Source organism: Bradyrhizobium sp. LB11.1, from assembly GCF_040549385.1.
GTDB lineage: Bacteria > Pseudomonadota > Alphaproteobacteria > Rhizobiales > Xanthobacteraceae > Bradyrhizobium.
Window position 1 is genome coordinate 309,659 of the sequence record NZ_JBEPTH010000002.1, and the last position, 21,235, is coordinate 330,893.

At 62.6% G+C, this 21,235-nt stretch carries 16 protein-coding genes and 1 pseudogene; 10 read left to right on the forward strand and 7 right to left on the reverse strand.

From position 1 onward, the window contains the following. The first annotated feature begins 49 nt into the window (after positions 1–49). Complete coding sequence (locus ABIA96_RS05385) at positions 50–1,255, forward strand: ABC transporter substrate-binding protein (RefSeq protein WP_354136420.1); 1,206 nt, start codon at positions 50–52, stop codon at positions 1,253–1,255. A gap of 44 nt (positions 1,256–1,299) precedes the next feature. Here the strand turns inward: ABIA96_RS05385 and ABIA96_RS05390 are convergent, their stop codons facing one another. Continuing rightward, positions 1,300–2,244, reverse strand: coding sequence for a helix-turn-helix domain-containing protein (locus ABIA96_RS05390; RefSeq protein WP_354135986.1), 945 nt, complete (start codon positions 2,242–2,244; stop codon positions 1,300–1,302). A gap of 268 nt (positions 2,245–2,512) precedes the next feature. On the opposite strand from ABIA96_RS05390, the gene ABIA96_RS05395 reads away from it, so the two are divergent. The 6 genes from ABIA96_RS05395 (at position 2,513) to ABIA96_RS05420 (ending at position 11,266) form a co-directional block, all read left to right on the forward strand. After that, a complete protein-coding gene (locus ABIA96_RS05395; RefSeq protein WP_354135987.1) occupies positions 2,513–4,408 on the forward strand; it encodes an AMP-binding protein in 1,896 nt (631 codons plus the stop codon). A gap of 41 nt (positions 4,409–4,449) precedes the next feature. Beyond that, positions 4,450–5,421 (forward strand): ABC transporter permease, encoded by a 972-nt coding sequence (locus ABIA96_RS05400; protein WP_354135988.1) that lies wholly within the window; start codon positions 4,450–4,452, stop codon positions 5,419–5,421. Positions 5,422–5,461: 40 nt separating this feature from the next. After that, complete coding sequence (locus ABIA96_RS05405) at positions 5,462–6,478, forward strand: sugar ABC transporter substrate-binding protein (RefSeq protein ID WP_354135989.1); 1,017 nt, start codon at positions 5,462–5,464, stop codon at positions 6,476–6,478. A gap of 77 nt (positions 6,479–6,555) precedes the next feature. Next, entirely contained in the window at positions 6,556–8,679 is a 2,124-nt protein-coding gene (locus ABIA96_RS05410) for an ABC transporter permease (protein ID WP_354135990.1), read from the forward strand. Then, positions 8,676–9,773, forward strand: coding sequence for a hypothetical protein (locus ABIA96_RS05415; RefSeq protein ID WP_354136421.1), 1,098 nt, complete (start codon positions 8,676–8,678; stop codon positions 9,771–9,773). Before ABIA96_RS05410 ends, ABIA96_RS05415 begins: the two co-directional genes overlap by 4 nt. After that, on the forward strand, positions 9,770–11,266 hold the full coding sequence (locus ABIA96_RS05420) for a sugar ABC transporter ATP-binding protein (protein WP_354135991.1): 1,497 nt from the start codon (positions 9,770–9,772) through the stop codon (positions 11,264–11,266). Before ABIA96_RS05415 ends, ABIA96_RS05420 begins: the two co-directional genes overlap by 4 nt. Before the next feature lie 10 nt (positions 11,267–11,276). On the opposite strand, the gene ABIA96_RS05425 is transcribed toward ABIA96_RS05420, so the two are convergent. The 3 genes from ABIA96_RS05425 to ABIA96_RS05435 all read right to left on the reverse strand — a co-directional run bounded on the left by ABIA96_RS05425 (position 11,277) and on the right by ABIA96_RS05435 (position 16,292). After that, on the reverse strand, positions 11,277–11,765 hold the full coding sequence (locus ABIA96_RS05425) for a DUF2059 domain-containing protein (RefSeq protein WP_354135992.1): 489 nt from the start codon (positions 11,763–11,765) through the stop codon (positions 11,277–11,279). Positions 11,766–11,777: 12 nt separating this feature from the next. Next, positions 11,778–12,971 (reverse strand): OpgC domain-containing protein, encoded by a 1,194-nt coding sequence (locus ABIA96_RS05430; RefSeq protein ID WP_354135993.1) that lies wholly within the window; start codon positions 12,969–12,971, stop codon positions 11,778–11,780. Between the two features lie 273 nt (positions 12,972–13,244). Beyond that, positions 13,245–16,292: an ATP-binding protein gene (locus ABIA96_RS05435; protein ID WP_354135994.1), complete on the reverse strand. Its 3,048-nt coding sequence runs from the start codon at positions 16,290–16,292 to the stop codon at positions 13,245–13,247. A 295-nt stretch (positions 16,293–16,587) separates the two neighbouring features. Between ABIA96_RS05435 and ABIA96_RS05440 the strand changes: the two genes are divergently transcribed. Together ABIA96_RS05440 and ABIA96_RS05445 are read left to right on the forward strand one after the other, a co-directional pair. Further along, positions 16,588–17,088, forward strand: coding sequence for a hypothetical protein (locus ABIA96_RS05440; RefSeq protein WP_354135995.1), 501 nt, complete (start codon positions 16,588–16,590; stop codon positions 17,086–17,088). Between the two features lie 353 nt (positions 17,089–17,441). Further along, a complete protein-coding gene (locus ABIA96_RS05445) occupies positions 17,442–18,113 on the forward strand; it encodes a transposase (protein WP_354135996.1) in 672 nt (223 codons plus the stop codon). On the opposite strand, the gene ABIA96_RS05450 is transcribed toward ABIA96_RS05445, so the two are convergent. From ABIA96_RS05450 to ABIA96_RS05460, 3 genes and pseudogenes are all read right to left on the reverse strand, one after another. Next, a complete protein-coding gene (locus ABIA96_RS05450) occupies positions 18,064–18,825 on the reverse strand; it encodes a hypothetical protein (RefSeq protein ID WP_354135997.1) in 762 nt (253 codons plus the stop codon). The two genes, ABIA96_RS05445 and ABIA96_RS05450, sit on opposite strands and share 50 nt — an antisense overlap. Beyond that, positions 18,788–19,672, reverse strand: coding sequence for a hypothetical protein (locus ABIA96_RS05455; RefSeq protein WP_354135998.1), 885 nt, complete (start codon positions 19,670–19,672; stop codon positions 18,788–18,790). Before ABIA96_RS05455 ends, ABIA96_RS05450 begins: the two co-directional genes overlap by 38 nt. A gap of 258 nt (positions 19,673–19,930) precedes the next feature. Then, a pseudogene (locus ABIA96_RS05460) lies at positions 19,931–20,404 on the reverse strand (beta-barrel domain-containing protein); the annotation flags it as partial. Positions 20,405–20,458: 54 nt separating this feature from the next. Here ABIA96_RS05460 and ABIA96_RS05465 point away from each other — a divergent pair. Continuing rightward, complete coding sequence (locus ABIA96_RS05465; protein ID WP_354135996.1) at positions 20,459–21,130, forward strand: transposase; 672 nt, start codon at positions 20,459–20,461, stop codon at positions 21,128–21,130. Positions 21,131–21,235: the final 105 nt, after the last annotated feature.

A 21,235-nucleotide genomic window follows, 5' to 3' on the forward strand; every position in this document is an offset into this window, starting at 1 on the left:
ACTTTGTCGGACAAAGGGACGGAACAGTCCCGCAGGAGGAAACGTGTCCATGAGACCTATCGCAGCACTCGTGTCTGCGGCCGGCTTGCTATCGGCTGCCCTGATCGCCCCCGCCTCCGCCCAGCAGACCCCGCTCAAGATCGGCGTGCTCTCCGACTTTTCCTCGGTCTATTCCGACATCGGCGGCCAGGGGAATGTCGAGGCGACCAAGATGGCGATCGAGGATTTCGGCGGTCAGATGTTCGGCAAGCCGATCGACATGGTCGCGGCCGACGTGCTCAACAAGCCCGACGTCGCCTCCACCATCGCCCGCAAATGGTGGGAGACCGAAGGCGTCGACATGATCATCGACCTGCCGACCTCGGCCACCGCGCTTGCGGTGATGGAGCTGTCGAAGCAGTACGAGAAGATCATGATCGTGACGGATGCGGCGAGCTCCGACATCACCGGCAAATCCTGCTCGCCCTATACCGCGCACTGGACCTACGACACCTACTCCAACGCCCACACCGTCGGCAGCGCCATCGTCAAGAACGGCGGCGACAGCTGGTTCTTTCTCACCGCCGACTACGTGTTCGGCCACTCCATCGAGCGTGACACCGGCGATGTCGTGAGGGCGGCCGGCGGCAAGGTGCTCGGCAGCGTCAAGCATCCGCTCAACACGGCGGACTTCTCGTCCTTCCTGCTCCAGGCCCAGGCCTCCAAAGCCAAGATCATCGGGCTTGCCAATGGCGGCGGCGACACCATCAACGCGATCAAGCAGGCCGGCGAGTTCGGCATCGTCGCCGGCGGCCAGAACCTGGCTGCGATCGTGATGTTCATCTCCGACGTGCACAGCCTCGGGCTCAAGCTTGCGCAAGGCCTGATCATCACCGAGGCCTATTATTGGGACCTCAACGACACGACCCGCGCCTTCGGCAAGCGCTTTATGGATCGCGTCAAGCGCATGCCGACGATGAACCAGGCTGCCACCTACAGCGCGACGCTGCATTACCTCAAGGCCGTGCAGGCCGCCGGCACAAAGGACACCAAGACTGTGATGGCCAAGATGCGCGAAATGCCGGTGAAAGATGCCTTCACCAACAACGGCGTGCTGCGCGAGGACGGCCGCATGGTGCACAGCATGTTCCTGTTCCAGGTGAAGAAGCCGGAGGAATCCAAGGGCCCATGGGATTACTACAAGCTGCTCGCCGAGGTGCCGGCGGATCAGGCGTTCCGTCCGCTGAAGGACGGCGGCTGCCCGCTGGTGAAGTAATACTTCTCAACGACGGACCTGCATCGCCTCGCGCTGCAGGTCCTCTAGCGACGTCGCAAGTCGGACGGGCTATGCCCGAACTTCTTGCGAAACACGGTGCTGAAATAGGACGAGCTGCTGAAGCCCAGCTGATAGGCGACCTCGGTGATCGACAGGGACCGCAACTCGGGACGCGTCAAGACGTCATAGCAACGCTGAAGCCGTCGGTCCAAAATCCATTCGGACACCGAGACATCCGTGAGCCGGAAGAGATAGTGCAGATGCCTGAGCGAGACGCCATTGCTCTTCGCGATCCTCTCCAGCGACAAATCCGCATCGGTGAGGTGCGCTTCGATCCAGGCCTTGACCGAGCGCAGACGCGCCTGCTGCGCGCTCGCATCTTCCGAGAACTCGTCGCGGTCGCCCATATCGAGCGCGAGCGCCAGCACATCCATCAGCTCACCACCAAGGCGGGTCCTTGCGGTCTCCTCGAGCGATGCGCCTTCCGCAGCGAGCGTCGCGCAGAACTCGGCCGCAATCCGTCCAAGACCACGGCTCGTCGCCATGGTCGTGACGACAGGCAGGCGCCCCTCGCTGAAGCGGGCCGAAAATTCCGTGCGGGGGATTTCGAGATAGAGCGAGCGGACCCTGCCGACGCATTCGAGATCATAAGCTTCAGACGCCGAAAAAATCGCGCCCACGCCGGGGTTCGAAAGCAACGTCTGGCCGGCCTGAAGCACGTTGATGCGGCCCTGCTGGACGAATTCGACGTAGTAGCAATCCTTGTCGAGCTTCGCGATATGCCGCTCGCGCCGCGAGATACGCTGCTCCGACAGCAGCACGTCCGTCATCGTGACGGCACCGAAATGCGCCTCGCGGATGAAGCCGTGATAGTCGGATCGCTCCTCGGCATTGACGTCGACATGGACGTAGACATCGCAAATGGCACCTTGCCACGCCGCGTAGCGCTTGGACGGCTCCAAATCGTCGGTCGTGAATATCAGGTTCATCGTCCGCCCACCCGTCGCGCAACCAGAATGAACGCCGTTTGTGCATCGCACAAGCTGGCCCGCCGCCGAGATTCTAGATGGCCGCCGCCTACACGCAAGACCGGTTTGCGCGGACAAGCAAAAGCTTTGCGCTCCGGAGCAAGCGGGGTCCGGGCGTGTGGCCTATGAAGAACAAAAATAGGTCAACGAGCCAGGCAGGAAACGTTCGCTTGCATCAGGACAGATCAGCTGCTGCACACTCCGCCGTGCCGCTCGAATGGCGGTGTTCGTGAGCACGCCCCTGTCCTCGCCGATCACGACGCGGTTCATGCAGCCGATTCAAACAATCGCCGATATCGAGGCGCTGGAAAGGCAGTCGTACGACTCCCTCATCCCTGCCCGCAATCTGCATGATCTCTTCGAAGCCACGGCGCGCCTTCATCCCGACCGGCCTGCGCTGACGATCCTGACCAAAGGCTCGCGCGAGCCCGGCGACGTCACGCTGACGCATCGGCAGTTGCTCGCGGAGATCACGCGCGCGGCCAACCTTTTCCGGTCGCACGGCATCAATGGGAATGGCGGGACTGTCGCATTCCTCTGCCCTATCTTGCCGCAGCTCTTCCCGGCATTGCTCGGTGCCCAGATCGCGGGCGTTGCCAGCTCGATCAACTATCTCCTGAACGAAGATGCGATTGCCGATCTGCTCGAAGCGCAGAACGCAACCGTTCTGGTCGTTGCCTCGGAAGCGGCCGATCGCGCGATCTGGACCAAGGCGGTCAATGTCGCGAGCCGCGCCGCATCGCTCAAGACGATCTTCGTGATCGGGGCGAACGGCCGCCTGACCGGCGGCGCCACGAGCTTCAACGAGGCGGTCGCGAACATGCGCGACAGCCTGGACTTCGTGCCATCGCAGGATCGCGACACGGTCTGCGCGCTGTTCCACACCGGCGGGACCACCGGACGACCCAAACTCGTCCGCCTGACGCATGGAAACCAGATTCATGCGGCCTGGAGCTTTGCGCAGGTTCATGGACTGGATGAGCTGGACGTCGCCGTCAACGGCTTCCCGCTGTTTCACGTCGGCGGCACGATGACACTCGGCCTGTCCATACTGGCGGCCGGTGGCCACGTGATCATTCCCTCGCCCTACAGCCTCAGAAGTCCGGATGCGATCCGCGACTATTGGCACACCGTCGAGCGGTTTCATGCGACCATCGTCAGCGGCGTGCCGACCTCGATTGCGGCTCTCGCCGAGGTGCCGATTGGATCTTCCGATGTCAGCTCCGTTCGCATGGCCCTCACCGGCGGAGCCGTGGCGCCCAAGGCCGTCAGCGAGCGGTTTCAGGCCCGGACCGGGATCACGCTGTTCGAGACCTACGGCATGACGGAGACCGCGGCGGCCATCGCGTTCAATCCCGGCCGCGGCACACCCGTGCAAGGCAGCGTCGGCTTCAGAGCGCCGTTTGCGCAGACCAAAATCGTCGCGCTTGAGGATGCCGATCTCAAGACGGAATGCCCGCCGCTCACCAGCGGCCTTGTCCTTGTCAGGGGACCGCAAGTGTTTCCCGGCTACGTCGATCCCCAGCACAACAAGGGCGTGCTCACCGACGACCACTGGATCGTCACCGGTGATGTCGGCTACCTCACCCTGGACCAGCGACTGGTGCTCACGGGCCGCGAGAAGGATCTGATCGTCCGCAGCGGTCACAACATCGACCCGGCCGCGATCGAGGACGTCGCGAATGCCTTCCCCGGCGTGCAGATGAGCTCGGCCGTCGGCATGCCGGACGCCTATGCCGGCGAAGTTCCCATCCTCTTCGTGGTGCCGTCGCCGGGACAGACAATCGACCTGCCGCAACTGCGCGAGCATCTCGAACGCAATGTCAATGAGCCTCCCGCCCGGCCGAAGCGTGTCGTGCTGCTCGAGACCCTCCCCGTCACCGCGGTTGGCAAGATCTTCAAGCCCACGCTTCGCGACCTCGCTGTGCAGGAAAAAGTCCGAACCGAGATCGATCGCATCTTCGGTCCGGACACCGCGGCAGACATTCTCGTCGACAAAGACACCAGGTTGAATACGCTGGTCCACATCTCGATCGGCTCCAATGACCAGGACCGGGTGAAGGCACTCACGGAAAGCCTGACCCCGCTTCCGCAGACCTACCGCATAGAGACCCGATCGTCATAACGGACCCGCAGAGGCCGACATCGAAGAAAGGCAATAAGGGGATGAAGCGCTTTCGGTTCAATCAGCAGGAGATCGTCTTCGCCGTCTTCGCGCTGCTGTTCCTCGTGTTCTCGATCTTCCTGAATGGCTTCCTAACCGCCGATAACATGCTGACGCTGCTTCAGAACGTGGCGGTGCTCGGCATCCTTGGCCTCGCCATGGCAATCGTCGTGATCGGCCGCGGCATCGACATCTCGCTGATCGCGGCCCTCGCGGTGCCCCCAGGACTCGTCCTTCAGATGGTGCAGAACGGCCATTCGCTGCCGTTCTCGCTGCTGACCGCGGTGCTGCTCACGGTCGCCTTCGGGCTCGTCAATGGCTGGCTGATCGCCTATGCCGAGGTGCCCTCGCTGTTTGCGACGCTGGCAACAGGACTCTTGCTTGCCGGTCTCGGGCAAGCTGCTCTGTTCCAACTTGACGTCGTGCAATGGAGCGCGGGCATGAACGGCTTCGAGCGGCTCGGACAGGGCACCATTCTCGGCATTCCCACCTCGATCGTGATGTTCGCGATCGCCTGTATCGTGGTGGCCTTTCTGCTGCGCCAGACCCGCTGGGGCGCTTATATCTACGCGATCGGCGATAACCCTTACGCCGCGCGCGTCACCGGCATTCCGTCCCGCCCGATCGTCGTGCTGCAATTTGTGATCGCGGCCCTGATCGGCTGCTTCGCCGGTCTCGTGATGGCCGCTTCGGTCAATTCGATGCCGACCCGCGTCTTCAACTCGACGCTGATTTACGACGTGATCCTGGTGGTCGTGCTGGGCGGCATCGGATTGTCAGGCGGCCGTGGCGGCGTGCTGAACGTCATTATCGGCACACTGCTCATCGGCACCATGCTCAACGGCATGACTATCATGGACATCTCCTACGCCGGCCAAAATCTGATCAAGGGCGTGGTCCTGCTGCTCGCCGTCATCACGGACTCTTTCCTGAATCCGCGCAACGAAGAAACGGCACAGCAAGGCGACATCTGAACGACTGACAACAATGACAATCACAACCAAGGAGGAAGCAATGAAGAATTTTGGCAACCCGACAAGGGCGACTGTGGCCGCACTGGCTCTCGCGGTACTCACCGGCCCAGCTCTCGCCCAGCAGGGCCTGGACGAGCCGTTCCAGAAGCCGTTCAAGGAAGCGCTCGCCGGCAAGACCGTGGCCTACGTCCCGGTCGCCATGAACTTCGACCTCACCGAGGGCTGGTATGCCGGGTTGAAGAAGGAGCTCGAGCCGTTCGGCGTCAAGTTCGTGATCCGCGATGCCAATTGGAACACCAATGCCGGCGCTCAGGCCGTGACCTCGCTGATCTCGGAAAAGCCGGCGGTCATCGTGGTCCATAATCCGGACGTGCAGACCTACGCCAAGCTGCTCCAGCGTGCCGAGAACGAAGGCATCTACGTCATCCAGATCAACATGGGCTCGGCCTATCGCAGCTCCGCCTTCGTCGGTGCTAATTGGATCGAGATCGGTGAGCGCCAGACCGAAGGCGTGGTCAAGGCCTGCGAAGGCAAGTCGAACAAGATCGCGATCATCCAGGGTGCACTGTCGGCGGCCGCGAGCGCCTATACGCTCAAAGGCGTCGAGAACGTGCTTGCCAAGCATCCCGAGGTCAAGGTGGTCTCGAGCCAGGCGGCTGATTGGGACGCAGCCAAGGCGAAGGCAATCACGCAGACGGTACTGAAGCAGAACCCCGATCTTTGCGGCATCGTCGGCTTCTGGGACGGCATGGACATAGGCACCGCGGCGGCCGTCAAGGAAGCGGGTCTCACCGGCAAGGTGTTCCTCGCCACCTCGGGCGGCGGCGAACGCAAGGGCGCCTGTGAGCTCGTGAAGTCCGGCGCGTTCGACCTCGACATGAGCTACGACGTGCCGACCCAGGCCGCACAGATGGCCGGTACGATCAAATGGCTGCTGTCGTCGGGCGTCAAGCCCGGCTCGGTCAAGGGCTCGGAATACACCACGCTGATTCCGATCACCAAGGAGAACGCCGACAGCCCGATGTCCTGCTGGAATCTCAGCGATCTCAAGAAATAATTCTCACGACACCAGGCCCAAACGTCCCGGGCTGCTTCGCGCCCGGGGCGTCGCTCTAGAATTTGCAAGGTCTTGGAATGCCAATGCGCGACACCCTGACGAGCCTGCGTTACCGCTACTGGCCCGATCATCTGCTCGGCGAGATCCTGTCCAAGCGATGGACCGAGACGGCGATCCCGGTGATCCTTCTCCTCATCATTGGCTTCGCGCTCAGCCGGTCCATCGACAACTTCCTGTCGCCCGCGAGCCTTGCCGATACCGCACGCCAGGCTGGAGAGATCGGCTTCATCGCGCTCGGGCTAGCGCTGGTCGTCATCGTCGGCGGCATCGATCTGTCGGTGGGGTCGATGTTCGCGCTCACCGATTTCTGCGCGCTTTATTGTCTCGACGTGTTGGGCTGGCCGGTCCCGGCAGTGGTGGCCGCCACCCTGCTTTGTGGCGCGCTGCTCGGCGCCGTCAACGGCTTCCTGATCGGCTATCTACGGCTTCGGGCCTTCATCACGACGCTGATCACGCTGATCATCTACCGCTCGGCCTACGATCTCCTGATCCAGCGCTACTCCAACGCTATCGCCTCGGCCTTCCCCGACATACCATCCTGGGATTTCATCGGCGCAGGCAGCATCTTCGGCGTTCCGACCGTGGCCCTCTTCTATGTCGTCATCGCGATCTTCGGCCATATCTTCATGACCCGGCTGCGGCCGGGCTGGCACATCACCGCAATCGGCGGCTCGCGCCGCTCGGCGTATAATTCCGGCATTCCCGTTCGACGAACGATTGCGCTCTGCTATGTCGCGAGCGGCGTGCTGACCAGCATCGGTGCGCTGTTCTTCGCGTCCCGGCTCGGAACGGTCGGTGGTGACATCGGCGTCGGGCTTGAGGTGATCGTGGTGACCGCAACGGTGCTGGGCGGGATCACACTCGGCGGCGGCAAGGGCTCGGTCGCCAAATCGGCGGTCGGGGTGCTGATCGTGCTCATGATCACCAATGGCCTGACGACCATGAACGCGCGCGGCGGCGTCAACCGAATGGCGCTCGCGGGCATCCTGCTCGTCGCCGCCATGGTCGACATCCGCTGGCAGAAGAACCGGACTCGCATCATCAGCAAGGTCTACGTCGCGCCGACCTACCACGAGCTGCCGCCGCCGCCCTCCACGGAGATTGGCCAAGGCGGCCCGTTCGAGCAGAACGACAAATTGCGCAACGTCGAGTCGATCGGCCTCGGCCGTATCGAGGCGCCGGAAGACGTCATTCTCGATCGCCACGACAATCTCTATGCCGGTTCGCGCCACGGCGACATCATTCGCTTCCTCGCACCCGACTATCAGAAAATGGAAGTGTTCGCCCATATCGGCGGCCAGCCGCTCGGCATGGCCTTCGATCGCGAGGACAATCTCTACGTCTGCATCGGCGGCATGGGGCTCTATCGCATCTCGCCCGACGGCACGGTGGAGAAGGCGACCGACGAGACCAACCGCAGCATGCGCTCGGTCAACGACGACAGCCGGCTGCGACTCGCCGACGACCTCGACATCACCGACGACGGCCTGATCTTCTTCTCCGAGGCGACGGTGCGTTACGAGATGGACGAGTGGCCGATCGACGGACTGGAAGCGCGCGGCAACGGTCGCATCATCTCCTACGACACCAAGACCGGCACGACACGTACCGAGCTACGCGGCCTCAAATTCCCGAACGGCATCTGCGTCGCCAGCGACGGCCAGTCGATCTTGTTCGCCGAAACCTTTGGTTGCTCGATCAAGCGGTATTGGTTTGCGGGACCGAAGAAGGGCGCGGTCGAGGTCGTCATGGACAATCTGCCCGGCTACCCGGACAATATCAATCTCGCCTCCGACGGCAATTACTGGTTGGCGCTGGTCGGCATGCGCAGCCCATCGCTCGACCTCGCCTGGAAGATGCCGGGCTTCCGCCGTCGCATGGCCAAGCGCGTTCCTGTCGACGAGTGGCTGTTCCCCAACATCAACACGGGCTGCGTGGTCAAGTTCAATGAGCAGGGCAAGATCGTCGAATCGTTCTGGGATCTGCACGGTGAAAACCATCCGATGATCACCTCGATGCGCGAGCATCGCGGCTATCTCTATCTGGGCGGCATCCTCAACAACCGGATTGGCCGCTACAAGCTCGACAACGCCGATCCGAACTTCGTCCAGTATGAGAAACGATGGGGGAAGCAGTCGTGATCGCGGCCGTCAAGGAGTTCGCCAACCGCTTTCTCGGACGCGGCGACGCCACTATCACCGTGCCGTCCTTCGACGGCGCATTGAAGCCAAACCAGAAACTGGAATCGGCCGAGACCTTGCTGACATGCGAGGAGCCGGAAGACCTTGCTACCGATGGGAGCAACCTCTTCATCGCGGATGGTCAGCGCCTGATGTGCCTGAGCGGCGGCACGGCATCGGAGGTGCGCAGCTTCGAGCGGCCGATATCGGCTCTCACTGCCCTTCCCGGCGGCGGCCTTGCCGTCGCGCTCGGGGGACGCGAGGTACGCGTTTATGCAGGCCCTTCGGCCGAGCAGCCGAGCGTGACCTTCGCCGATGCGGCTTTCAACGCCATCAACGCGCTATCGCTGGCGGACGACAACACGCTCATCGCAACCGACGGCTCGGCGACATGCGGTGTCGACGATTGGGCACGTGACTTGCTGGAGCTCAATCGGACCGGCCGGACGTTCAAGCTCGATCCCGGCACCAAGACTGTGACGCGATTGGCCCAGGGGCTCGGCTACGCTTTCGGCGCCTGCGCGCATGGCAACGCCCTGCTGGTCAGCGAGAGCTGGCGCCATCGCCTCGTTCTCGTTGCCCCCGGCGCATCACCAAAGGTCGTGCTCGGTCACCTCCCCGTCTATCCGTCGCGGCTGTCGAAGGCCTCTGGCGGCGGTTACTGGCTCACCGCCTTCGCCGCACGGACCCAGCTTGTCGAATTCGTGTTGCGCGAGCCCGGCTATCGACGCCGCATGATGGCCGAGATCGATCCGGCCTATTGGGTCGCGCCGCGCTTGCGCTCCGGGCGTTCGTTCAAGGAGCCGATGCAGGGCGCGCACATCAAGACCATGGGCGTCATCAAGCCGTGGGCGCCGCCGCGTTCCTACGGCCTCGTCATCCGCCTCGATGCGGACGGCCAGCCGCTCTATTCGCTTCACAGCCGGGTCGACGGAATCAATCACGGCGTCGTTGCGGCCATCGAGATGGGTGGCGACCTCGTCCTGATCGCCAAGGGACCGGGCCGCGTCCTGAAACTGCCCCTTGCTGGCCTTGCCGAGGAGTTTCGCCCATGAGCGACATTGCACTCTCGCTGCGCAAGGCCACAAAACTCTACGCCGGCGTGCCCGCTATCGACGGGGTCGATTTCGACCTCCGCCGCGGCGAGATCCACGCGCTGGTCGGTGAGAACGGTGCCGGCAAGTCGACCCTCACCAAGGTGATGGCGGGCGTGGTGACGCTGACGTCGGGGACCATGACGGTCGACGGCGCCGACGTCGCGCCGAAGACGCCACTGGAGGCGCGCAATCTCGGCATCGCCATGGTATTCCAGGAGAACAGCCTGGTGCCGACCATGACGGTCGCGCAGAACCTGTTTCTCGGCCAGGAGAAATTTTACAACCGACTTCGCGGCATCTACATCGCCGCGCAGCAGTTCCTGCAATCGCTCAATTTCGACGTCACGCCGACTGCGACCGTCAGCGGCCTGGGCGCGGCCAAGAAGCAGATGGTCGAGATCGCACGCGCGGTCCTGCACCGTGCCAAGGTCATCATCTTCGACGAGCCGACCGCATCGCTGACGCCGGAGGAGAAAAAATACTTCTTCGACCTCGTCCGCGATCTCAAGAAGCGCGGCGTTTCGATCGTCTTCATCTCGCACGCCTTGGAAGAGGCTCTGCTGCTCGCGGACCGCATCACGGTGCTGCGTGACGGCAAGCATGTCGTGACCGATGATGTCGCCAAGTTCGACCGCGCCGCGATCGTGCAGGCCATGGTCGGGCGCGACCTCTCCAACACGCTCTATGGCGCGCGAAAAAGCAGCGTTCGCCCAGTCGGCGCGCGCGTGCTCACGGTGCAGAACTTGAAGATGGCGCCAATGGTAAAGAACAACTCGCTGTCGGTATTCGCAGGACAGATCACCGGCGTGTTCGGCCTCGTCGGTGCGGGTCGCACCGAGACCTTCAAGATCGTCGCCGGCGTGCTCAAGCGCGACTTCTTCCACGGCGGCGAGATCCTGCTGCACGACCAGCCGGTGCGCTACCGGGTGCCGGCGCCGGCGGTCAAGGCCGGCATTGCCTATGTCACCGAGGACCGCAAGGTCGAGGGCTTCTTCGAGACGTCCTCGATCGCACGCAACATCTATCTTGGGCTGCTATCGAAGTTTCCGCGGGGGCGCATGATGCTGTCGCGGCGAGAGACCGATGCGATCGGAAAGACCTGGATCGAGAAGCTCAAGGTTCGCGCCATCGGCGACGACGGCAAGGTGGTCGAGCTGTCCGGCGGCAATCAGCAAAAGGTCGTGATCGCCAAGTCGCTGGTGCAGGAGCCTGACCTGATCATTTTCGACGAGCCGACGCGCGGCGTCGACGTCGGCGCCATCGTCGAGATCCACGAGCTGATCAACCGCCTCGCCGACGAGGGCAAGGCGGTCGTGGTGATCTCGTCTTATCTGCCCGAGATCATGGCGCTCTCCGACCGCATCTTGGTCTCGCGCCAGGGCAAGGTCGTGGAAGAGTTCTCCGCGCTGGAGGCGACGGAGGAGAAGATCATGTACGCCGCGATCCACTGAACGCTGCGACTTACAGTTTATGTCCCTTCTGGCGCAGCGCTTCGATCAGGCGCTGCTTCAGTTGGTCGGCGGCCTTCTGGCTGGCGTCCAGGCCGATCTGCGCGCTCGCTTGCGCAAGCGCATCGGACTGCGCCAGAAGCTTCTGTCCGGCGGGCTGGGCGTAGAACGCCTCGATCTGGCGGAGTTCGTCCAGGGTGAAGCTCGCGGCATAAACGGCGGCGATCTGGTCGACCATCGCGGTAAAGAATGGCGCATAGATCCCGGCACCCGGTGCGGTCATCGCATCATAGTCGTGCTCGATCTCCGGCCTGTCCTGCGCCACCACCGGCCGCAGCTTGAGCAGCAGCTGCGGCAGCAGCGCGCGATATTGATCGGCGATCTTCAGCGTGGCCACGAGCTTTCGCGCCGCCATCATCGCCTCGGGCGACGGCGCTTGCGCAGATGCGCCGGCAACGAGGACCAGGAGAATGCCGGCGATCGTCAGCAAGCGTCTGGACATGGGCCTCTCCATTCAACGGCCCGCCGGCGCGCTCTCGGCGGCAGGTTCGGGGTCGTCGATCTCCGACACTTTCAGAAACAGGTTCGGTACCCGCTCGGCGCGATCGAGCAGCCAGGCGGCGCCGATCATGATGACGATGCCGAGGAGCGAGACCGCGAGCTGCTCCCATGTACCCTTGGTATATTGCGTCAGGATCCAATGCGCGGAGAACGACAGGAACACGCCCAGGCAGAAGATCGGCAGCGAATGCTGGCCGCAGAGGATGACGGGACGCAGCCACGCGGTATGCAGCGCCTTCCATCTGCGCGAGACGAAATGCGTCACCCAGAGCGCCAGCGCCAGGAAATGCGTGAAGCGCAGCATGTCGAGGTCGGTCTTGTCGATCGGATAGATCGCCTTGATCATCCATTTCGGGATCATGGCCTCCAGCGCCTGGACGTGCCAGGTCATCACGATCAGGAAGGCGAAGATGAGCCAGGCCGCAGCCAGCGCCATCGCCGCCCTCGACCAAACCCATGTGCCGATCTTCTCGATCTGGCCGACGCCGCACCAGGCGGCAAACACGAACATCAGCTGCCAGCAGAACGGGTTGAAATACCAGGTCGTGCCCGGCGGATAGGACGCGACGTTCCAGTCGAACCAGCGCGACAGCACATAGAGCACCGCGGAGGCCGCCAGGGTCAGGTTCGGCCGACGCACGAGGCACCAGACGATGAAGGGCGCGGCGAACACCAGCGTGATGTAGAGCGGCAGCACGTCGAGATTGACCGGCTTGTACTTCAGCAGGATCGCCTGCCCGATCAGCTCGTCCGGATGCGCCAGGAAATTGAAGACGTTGAACTCGTGCTCGTACATCGGATTGTCGAAGCGGCGCGCGGTGCGGGCTATCTGCGCCGTGAACAGCAGGAACAGCATGATGTGGGCGACATACATTTCCGCCGCCCGCCGCCACAGCCGCTTCAGCGCGGCGAGGAACCAGCCGCCGGCGACGATCGGCCCGTAGATCCAGCCGACCAGATAGCCGGAGATGAAGACGAAGAACTCGGCGGCATCGCTGAAGCCGTAATTGCGCAGCGTCAGCCAGGCCACGACGTCATGCGGGATGTGATCGAGAAAGATCATCCATAGGCCGATGCCGCGGAAGAGGTCGAGCCGCAAATCGCGCTCGACCGGCGCCAAGAGTGCTGCATGGTCCCGTATGATCATGGGCCCCGCCTCGTCCGGTGGGCGTCGCGCCGTCGCGGCGCCGATGAAATCGGATGCTAAAAAAGGTCAATCAAATCGTCACCTAACCCTACGGCTAGAGGGCCCGACGGTAGCCGACCTTGGCAGCCGCGCAAGGGACTTGTCATCACAACGCGCGGGCCACCTCGCGCAAAGAGCGCAAAAACAACTCCATGCACAGTAGCCAAGTGCTTGCATCGCCTGCGAAATTTATTTGACCCGTCGGGCAAACACCCCTGATGTCGCGACCGAGGCTCAGGTGAGCTGATCGCCCTCGGCGAGCATGCCGTCCAGCATCGCCTCGGCCTTCTGCAGCAGCGGCTTCGCACCGCTCTCGGAGGCGATCGCGATCGCGGCGCGCAGCGCGGAGAGGATGATGGTCTGGTTCTCCCCGCTCGAGGGCGGCGTCACCACAGCCTCGCCAAACAGGGCCTCGGCCTCGAGGCCGGAGAAGCCCTGCTGACGCGCGGTGTTGCGCGCTTCGCGCAGCATGTTCTGGGCCGCATGGACATCGCCGAGCTGGTTGGTCGCCAGCGCGAGGTAGATCGAGGAGCGCAGCACCGCCGAGGTATAGCCGACGTTGCGCGCCTCTTCGCGCGCCTCGGCCAGCATGCGGCGCGCCCGGTCGAACAATCCCTGCTCCAGATAGGCGATGCCGAGATGGCAGGCGACCACCGGCACGAACAGCCGGATGCCGTGTTTCTGCGCCAGCACAAACCCCCCTTCGAGGATGGCCGCGCCCGCAGCCGGATCGTTGCGGCCGAGCTTCAGCCAACCGCCGCTATAGGCCGCAGCGACGCGGTCATACGGGCGGTTGGTCTCTTCCGCGATCGCGTCGGCATGCCGCTGGAGCCGTTCCGCAGCATCGAGCTCGCCCATGACGGCGTGGTTGATGCTGCCCATCATGCAGCCGAGCAACAACGCGTATTCCCGCGTCGTTCCGAACGGCGCGCTCGCCTCCGGCCCCATCAACTGGGCGCAGACCCGTTCAAACAGGGGATCGGCTTCACGATAGCGTCCGGCCAGGAAATACACCTGGCCGAGGCCGTATTGCGCCCCGTTGAGCCAGCCCAAATTGCCCCACTGCTCCGCGAGGCGCACGACGTCCTCACCGCTGGTCACCGCTTCGGCCGGCGTACCATAGAAGTTCTGCGCCGCCGCCGTGACCGTCATGGCGGCCACCTTCCGGCCGATGTCGTTGATCGCATCGGCGCGACGCTGGGCCTCCCTGCCGAGATTCAGCCATTCGGAAATATGGCCGGACCCGATGAACGCCGCGCGCGCCTCGATACGAATATCCACGGCCTTGGCTTCCCGTCCGGGATTTTCCGGCGTCATGTCGAGCGATCGCATCGCGGTCTCGAAATAGTCCGCGGCATCGATGAATGCCGACCGCGCCAGGCATTTTCGCGCCGAGGCCCGGCCGTAGCTGAACGCCTTGTCCCAACTCTTCGCCCGCGTGGCGTGATAGCAGAGCTTGTCGGGATCCTCGGCCCCGCTGCCTTCGAGTGCGGCAAGAATGCGCGCATGGATGTCCTCGCGCGCCTTCTCGACCATCGAATCGTAGGTCACCTGGCGAACCATCTCATGGCGAAACTCCAGCGAATCCTCCAATTCGCTGTCGATCCGGACCAGCAGCTCGGCACGATCGAGCGAGACGAGGCAGCCACGCAGGGCGTCTTCGGGCAGGATCGCAATCTTCTGCAGCGTGGCCTCGCTCGACCGCGCCCCCAGCGCGGCTGCGACCTGCAGGACGGACCGTTCCTGCTTCGACACACGGTCGAGGCGCGCCGCGATCACGCCCTGAATGCTGGTGGGAATACCGAGCTCGTCGATCGGGCGCACCAGAGCGAGGTCGCCCCACGCGCCGCGCAACGTACCGCTGTCCCTCAGCCCGCGGCAGACCTCCTCGATGAACAGCGGCACGCTGGCCGTATGGGAAATGATCCGGCTCTTCAGATCGGTATTGGCCTCGGAGGATCCGAGCATGTCGGACAGCATGGCCAGCCCCGAATCGTCGTCGAGCGGCCGTATCGCAACGATTTCGGCGTGGCAGCGCGCAATCCAGACCGGCATGCCGTTCGGGCGGGAAGTGAGCAGCACGAGGAGATCGGGCACCCCCAGCGAGGCAATCGCGGCAACGACGACGTCGCTGGCCCGGTCGATCCAGTGGAGATCCTCCAAAAGGAGAATCGTCGGCCGGCGGCTGGCCAGGTTCTGGATGATGGCGCAGCTTGCATCGGAGATCACGCGTCCCCGTGCATGAGGCTCGAGCTCGTCCCATTGCGGGTTCGAGATCGGCAGATCGAGCACTGCATCGAGAGCGCTCTGCTGGATCATGGGCAGGTCCGCTCGGGGATCTCCGGGATTGCCGGGGTCTCTTGCGGCTGCATCCATGGCCGACAGCAGGATCCGCTTAAGCGTGCTGAAGGGCGCGCCCTGCAGATTCGGGCTGCACTCGGCGTCGATCAATCGCCAACCTTCGGCCTTGAGCTTCTGGGCGAATTCATGCGCCAGCCGCGATTTGCCGATGCCCGCATCGCCCAGCAGCAGGACCGTTTGCCGGCCGGCCCTGGCCTGCCCGGCCGCGCGATCCAGCAGGGCCCGCTCGGTCGTGCGATCGACGAATCGGGAGACGCTGCGGGCGCGCCGCACCCGCCAGCTCGACAGATCGCTCGCACCCACGATCCGGTAGACCGGCACAGGCTGGCTGAAGCCGCGCAGGGATTGACCGCCGAGGTGCTCGAACCGGACATGTCCGTCGGCGAGTTGCTGACAGGCTTCCGAGACGTAGATCTGGTTAGCTGCGGCCACCTGCTCCAGCCGCGCGGCCAGATGCTGGGCGGCACCGCCGATCTCGTAGACCTTGGAGAACTCGCTGGCGACCATGTAGGCAACGACATGGCCGGAGTGGAGGCCGACCCGAACCTGAAGCCCGGGATCACCGAGGCTGGCGACGCGCCGGACCAGTTCGATCGCGGCATGGCACGCCAGGGGCGCATGATTGTCGTCCGCGATCGGGGCGCCGAACACAGCGGAGAGCCCGTCACCGAGCTCCTTGCTGACGATGCCGCCGAATTGTCGTACCGCGCCGCGCATGGCGGCCAGCGCAGGCTCGAGGCGCGAGACCGCCTCCTCCGGATCGAGCTCGGCGACGAGCCCGGTGGAATCGATCACATCGGCACGGAGAATTGTGACGAAGCGACGTTCGCTGTCGGGATCGGAGCGCCGGACGGCCGCCCCGCATTTGGGGCACCGGCTGTCGCCCGGGTCGATCGCCGACTGACATGCGGCGCAATGCATTCCCGTGCTCTCAAGTGATTCCAACGGCACTGTCGATCGGGCCTCCGCGCGCGGTTCGCAACAGGATCGCTTATCGAACCTTGCTTAGCAACGGGGCAGGCGGTCCATCTTCGGCAGAGCGCTGCCGACACGGTTGGTAATCTGGACGATTCACAGCCACAGATGGTAGCCTGCTTGATGTCGCGCGGAAAAAGGGGCTTCGAATCGCGGGCCGCCAGGCTCTCGTTCCAACCGGCAGTTTCGCAGAGCGGCATATTTCCCGGGGAAGCCAAGGGACTCATTAAGGGGCAAACACATGGGCATGAGAGTTTATACGGGCCGGCCATTTAAGGACTTGATGAACGCGAATTACTTTCCAATGGAGAATATGAAGAAGAGCGTCAAAAAGCTCAAAGCGTCGGAAAATATTCACGTGCCTACGCTCGAATACGGCCAGTATCACCTGATTTTGACGCCGAAGAGCAAGTGGCCGCAGGGCAGCGCGAAGCACTGGCAGAAGGAAAAGGGTCGCGCTCGTCTCGACCTCACCAACCAGCCGAATACCACGCCCCTATCCAAGGACGAGCCCAACGTCGTCCCGCTGACCCGATGCGCGCTGCTCGATGCCTGCGTCCGCAAATGCTTCAATTCGGAGCCGCCGATTCCGATGAAGACCAACATCATCACGCACGAGCCGACCGATCGCAATGCCGACCGGCATGAGATTCGGCTGGAGTGGGACTACGAGGGGAGTAGCAAGACGCCGAAGCTGCTCAACCTGACGATGGTCTGTCCGCACAAGCCGGCCAAGGGCTGATCCCGGGGCTGGGTCGCCGCACCATCATCTGATCTGAACGGCGCGGGCCGGCATTCGCCGGCTCGCGCTTTTTGTTGAGCGGGCTGCAAGCGCACCAAGCCAGCGCTGCGGCGGTGTGTCTCCGCACCTTCTCCCGTCATGGGCCTGTCGCACGAAGACGGTTCGCTACGTCTGACTGGGTTGCGAGTCACCTTGCGGCTGCGGGCTCATTGGGAGGAGCGGCCGATGCCGGTTGGATTGCTGGAGGCCGAAGGCACGATCGAGGTCAGCCAGTTCTGAATTAGCGGAATTACGGAATTACGGTGACAGTGCATTTTAATTGACGCCTTCCGGACTTTCAGTCATGCTGCGGTATGGCCCGTCTCGCCCGCGTCGTCATTCCCGGTTACCCCCACCATATCACCCAGCGCGGCAATGGCGGCGCGCGCACGTTCTTCGGCGATGACGACTACGCGCTCTATTGCGATCTGCTCGCGGCGAGCTGCCACGCGGCCGGGGTCGAGGTGTGGGCCTGGTGCCTGATGCCGAACCATGTGCACCTGATCCTTGTCCCGTCCGACGCCGACGGGTTACGCCGCGCGCTGGCTCCCGTGCATCGGCGCTACGCCGGCATCCTCCACGCGCGCCGCAAGCGCACAGGCCATTTCTGGCAAGGCCGTTTTGGTTGCGTGGCGATGGACGAGGCGCACCTCGCTGCTGCGCTGCGCTACGTCTCCCTCAATCCGGTGCGGGCGCGGCTCGTCGCACGGGCGCGTGACTGGCGGTGGTCCAGCGTCCGTGCACATGTCGGGGGCCGCGACGACGGCATCACAGCGATCGCGCCGATCCGCGAACGCTATCCGGACTTTTCGCATTTTCTGTCCGAGGAGAGCGAGGCCGGCATGATCGAGCAGCTGCGCGGCGCCGAAACAATCGGCCGCCCGCTCGGCAATCCGAAGTTCCTGGATATGATGGAGCGGAAGACTAAGCGCGTTCTCAAGCCAGCCAAGCGGGGGCCCAAGCCGCGCGAGGATCGCGACAGTTAAGTGCACTGTCACCGTAATTCCCAATGTCCAGTGCACCCAACGGAACGCCATAAGTCTCACTAAAGAACGCGTTGGTCGCGGAGGCGGCATCGCCCGACGACGACGTTCCCAATGCCAGAACATTCAGAACCGTGCTTAGATCTGTAGCAAGCGCTCTGAGTTCAAAGCCGAAGGTGTAAAGATCGGTAGTCACCTTGGCGACTGATGCGAGGTCATACGTGCCAGCCTCCTTCTTGTAACCATTGGTGGCATCCGTGGTGAGGACCCAATCCTTAAAGAAGGAGTTATCACCCAGTTGACTAAAAAGCACCGTACCAGCCCAAGGCGAATAATTTACGTCAGGGAATACCGCTGCCGCTGCGGCGCCCGCATCAACGAGGCCGACTTGATGGAGATCAGGCAACACTAAGGACCCTGGCGAGAGATCCAAAATCGGTGGTAGTGGGTTCGTCGGATTTGGCGGGAGCGGAACGCCAAAAAGAGTAAGGATAAACCGCTGCGCTATAAGGTTCGACGCCTTTTGAAGCTCTCCGGACGGATTTGTTGAAATATCAAGCGCCTCTCCCGTTCGTAAGAAATACTGCTCCGCAGTATATTGCCGGATGTAATTCGCGAAGGCACCGGTAGCCGAATTGACGTACCTAGCGCCTGAGACCCAGAGCCACACTGCCGGATCAACGCCCGATGATGGCGATGTCAATGTCGATTGCACCCCCTCCACCTCGGTGACCGTCGTATCGGTAATCGCCTGAAAGACAAGGTCGTAGGCTAGAGACCACTGCTGATTGTTGTAAGCGGTCCTGATGGCGTTGATCGTTGATTGATCCGTGATTGCGAAAGTCACGACCGCCTCCTTTGTCTTTGCTGGACTCACCCACGATATTCGAAAGAATGGCGTCGACCTGTCGCGACAGCTCCACCCATCGATCTTGCGCTATAGCTTTGCTTCCAAAGCCGTACGAGAAGCTCAGTTCTGGAGTTAAACAGATGTTCACCCCGCAGTACGAAAGCGAATTGCAGGAGATGTCCTTGAGTCCTGGCCAAGCCAACTTCAATTCTGGCCCGACATAGGAATAGAAGAGCGTATCTTTGATTCGTGATACTTCCCACGGGCTAGAACCAGACTGCGGCTTTCTACGCTGAGCGGCCCCAACATGATTGAATTCTTCCGTTGTTAGTCGACACAGCTGTTGGTCTTCTCCAACGTTGAACCAGAGATACAGATTCTGAATTCCAGCTCGATCAAACTGGTTCAGAAAGCGGCTTTCATTCGGCGCGACCCAAATCGAGACTCCAACGTTCCTTCTTCGACGGAATATCTCTCTTGCCTTGTTCGGTGATGCGATTACTTCACGTAACGTAGCGCGATCCTGAAGGCTATCCTCGTCGAATCTGACATGATCAACATCGAAGCCCACAGAAGGAAAGGCTAGTTTTTTATTCTTTATTTCAATTATCACGCGCCCATCAGGTAAATGATCCCAGTCCTGCGCTACGGCCGTTAAAGAATATAAAGAGAATGGGACCACCGCAAGAATGCCAAGAGAACTTCTGTTCATGCAAAGCGCCGCGTGAGCGACGCAACGGAGAACCCCGACAGAATAGAGCCAGCAGGGTTTCGCGAAATCCCTACATTTCATTGCCAGCTTCACTGTGAATGTCTCTCCCCCAGACGACGATCACGATTAGAGTTATAGGCTAACTTCTCTCTCTGTAGTTGCAAGCGGAATTACGCGGAATACGAGGAAAGAGAGATTGGAGCACGATCGACAATCCACGTGCTGCACGGTTCGCATTCGTATGATGGCAGGCCAGCATCATCGTTCCCTCAAACTTTCCTGCTTGTACCGCAGCAACGGCGACATCACGTATTCGATGATCCGCCGCTGTCCCGTCTTGACCTCGACCGTCACCGCCATGCCCGCCGCGAGGTTGACCATTTTGTTCTCGACCTGCATCAGCGTGTCTTCAAGCGACACGCGCGTGGTGTAGAGCAGCTCCTGGCCCGCGGGCTCGCTTGATTCCGACAGCGCGCCGCCCTGCTTCGAGGCGCCGGTCCGGTCCTGCGGCTTGTCCTTGACGATCGCATCGCGCGAGATGCTGGTGACTTTGCCGTGCAATAAGCCGTAGCGAGTGAAATTGAACGTATCGATCTTGATCTCGGCGTCCTGCCCGGCCTCGACGAAACCGATATCGCGATTGGAGATCATGGCCTCGACTTCGATGCTGGAGCCGCGCGGTACGATCATCATTAACTGCTGCGCCGGCGAGACCACGCCGCCCACGGAATTACGGTGACAGTGCATTTTAATTGACGCCTTCCGGACTTTCAGTCATGCTGCGGTATGGCCCGTCTCGCCCGCGTCGTCATTCCCGGTTACCCCCACCATATCACCCAGCGCGGCAATGGCGGCGCGCGCACGTTCTTCGGCGATGACGACTACGCGCTCTATTGCGATCTGCTCGCGGCGAGCTGCCACGCGGCCGGGGTCGAGGTGTGGGCCTGGTGCCTGATGCCGAACCATGTGCACCTGATCCTTGTCCCGTCCGACGCCGACGGGTTACGCCGCGCGCTGGCTCCCGTGCATCGGCGCTACGCCGGCATCCTCCACGCGCGCCGCAAGCGCACAGGCCATTTCTGGCAAGGCCGTTTTGGTTGCGTGGCGATGGACGAGGCGCACCTCGCTGCTGCGCTGCGCTACGTCTCCCTCAATCCGGTGCGGGCGCGGCTCGTCGCACGGGCGCGTGACTGGCGGTGGTCCAGCGTCCGTGCACATGTCGGGGGCCGCGACGACGGCATCACAGCGATCGCGCCGATCCGCGAACGCTATCCGGACTTTTCGCATTTTCTGTCCGAGGAGAGCGAGGCCGGCATGATCGAGCAGCTGCGCGGCGCCGAAACAATCGGCCGCCCGCTCGGCAATCCGAAGTTCCTGGATATGATGGAGCGGAAGACTAAGCGCGTTCTCAAGCCAGCCAAGCGGGGGCCCAAGCCGCGCGAGGATCGCGACAGTTAAGTGCACTGTCACCGTAATTCCGCGGTTGGTATGGCGGCACCAACGGCACACCTGAAAGCGTTGACATCATTCGGCGCCCTTCAAAGAAGGCACTGTCCGAGCTGT

Excerpts from the sequence above, each read along its gene's own strand:
- ABIA96_RS05385 (WP_354136420.1), top strand. The coding sequence starts at position 50 with ATGAGACCTATCGCAGCACTCGTGTCTGCGGCCGGCTTGCTATCGGCT.
- ABIA96_RS05390 (WP_354135986.1), bottom strand. The coding sequence starts at position 2,244 with ATGAACCTGATATTCACGACCGACGATTTGGAGCCGTCCAAGCGCTAC.
- ABIA96_RS05400 (WP_354135988.1), top strand. The coding sequence starts at position 4,450 with ATGAAGCGCTTTCGGTTCAATCAGCAGGAGATCGTCTTCGCCGTCTTC.
- ABIA96_RS05405 (WP_354135989.1), top strand. The coding sequence starts at position 5,462 with ATGAAGAATTTTGGCAACCCGACAAGGGCGACTGTGGCCGCACTGGCT.
- ABIA96_RS05410 (WP_354135990.1), top strand. The coding sequence starts at position 6,556 with ATGCCAATGCGCGACACCCTGACGAGCCTGCGTTACCGCTACTGGCCC.
- ABIA96_RS05420 (WP_354135991.1), top strand. The coding sequence starts at position 9,770 with ATGAGCGACATTGCACTCTCGCTGCGCAAGGCCACAAAACTCTACGCC.
- ABIA96_RS05425 (WP_354135992.1), bottom strand. The coding sequence starts at position 11,765 with ATGTCCAGACGCTTGCTGACGATCGCCGGCATTCTCCTGGTCCTCGTT.
- ABIA96_RS05430 (WP_354135993.1), bottom strand. The coding sequence starts at position 12,971 with ATGATCATACGGGACCATGCAGCACTCTTGGCGCCGGTCGAGCGCGAT.
- ABIA96_RS05435 (WP_354135994.1), bottom strand. The coding sequence starts at position 16,292 with ATGCATTGCGCCGCATGTCAGTCGGCGATCGACCCGGGCGACAGCCGG.
- ABIA96_RS05440 (WP_354135995.1), top strand. The coding sequence starts at position 16,588 with ATGGGCATGAGAGTTTATACGGGCCGGCCATTTAAGGACTTGATGAAC.
- ABIA96_RS05445 (WP_354135996.1), top strand. The coding sequence starts at position 17,442 with ATGGCCCGTCTCGCCCGCGTCGTCATTCCCGGTTACCCCCACCATATC.
- ABIA96_RS05455 (WP_354135998.1), bottom strand. The coding sequence starts at position 19,672 with ATGAACAGAAGTTCTCTTGGCATTCTTGCGGTGGTCCCATTCTCTTTA.
- ABIA96_RS05465 (WP_354135996.1), top strand. The coding sequence starts at position 20,459 with ATGGCCCGTCTCGCCCGCGTCGTCATTCCCGGTTACCCCCACCATATC.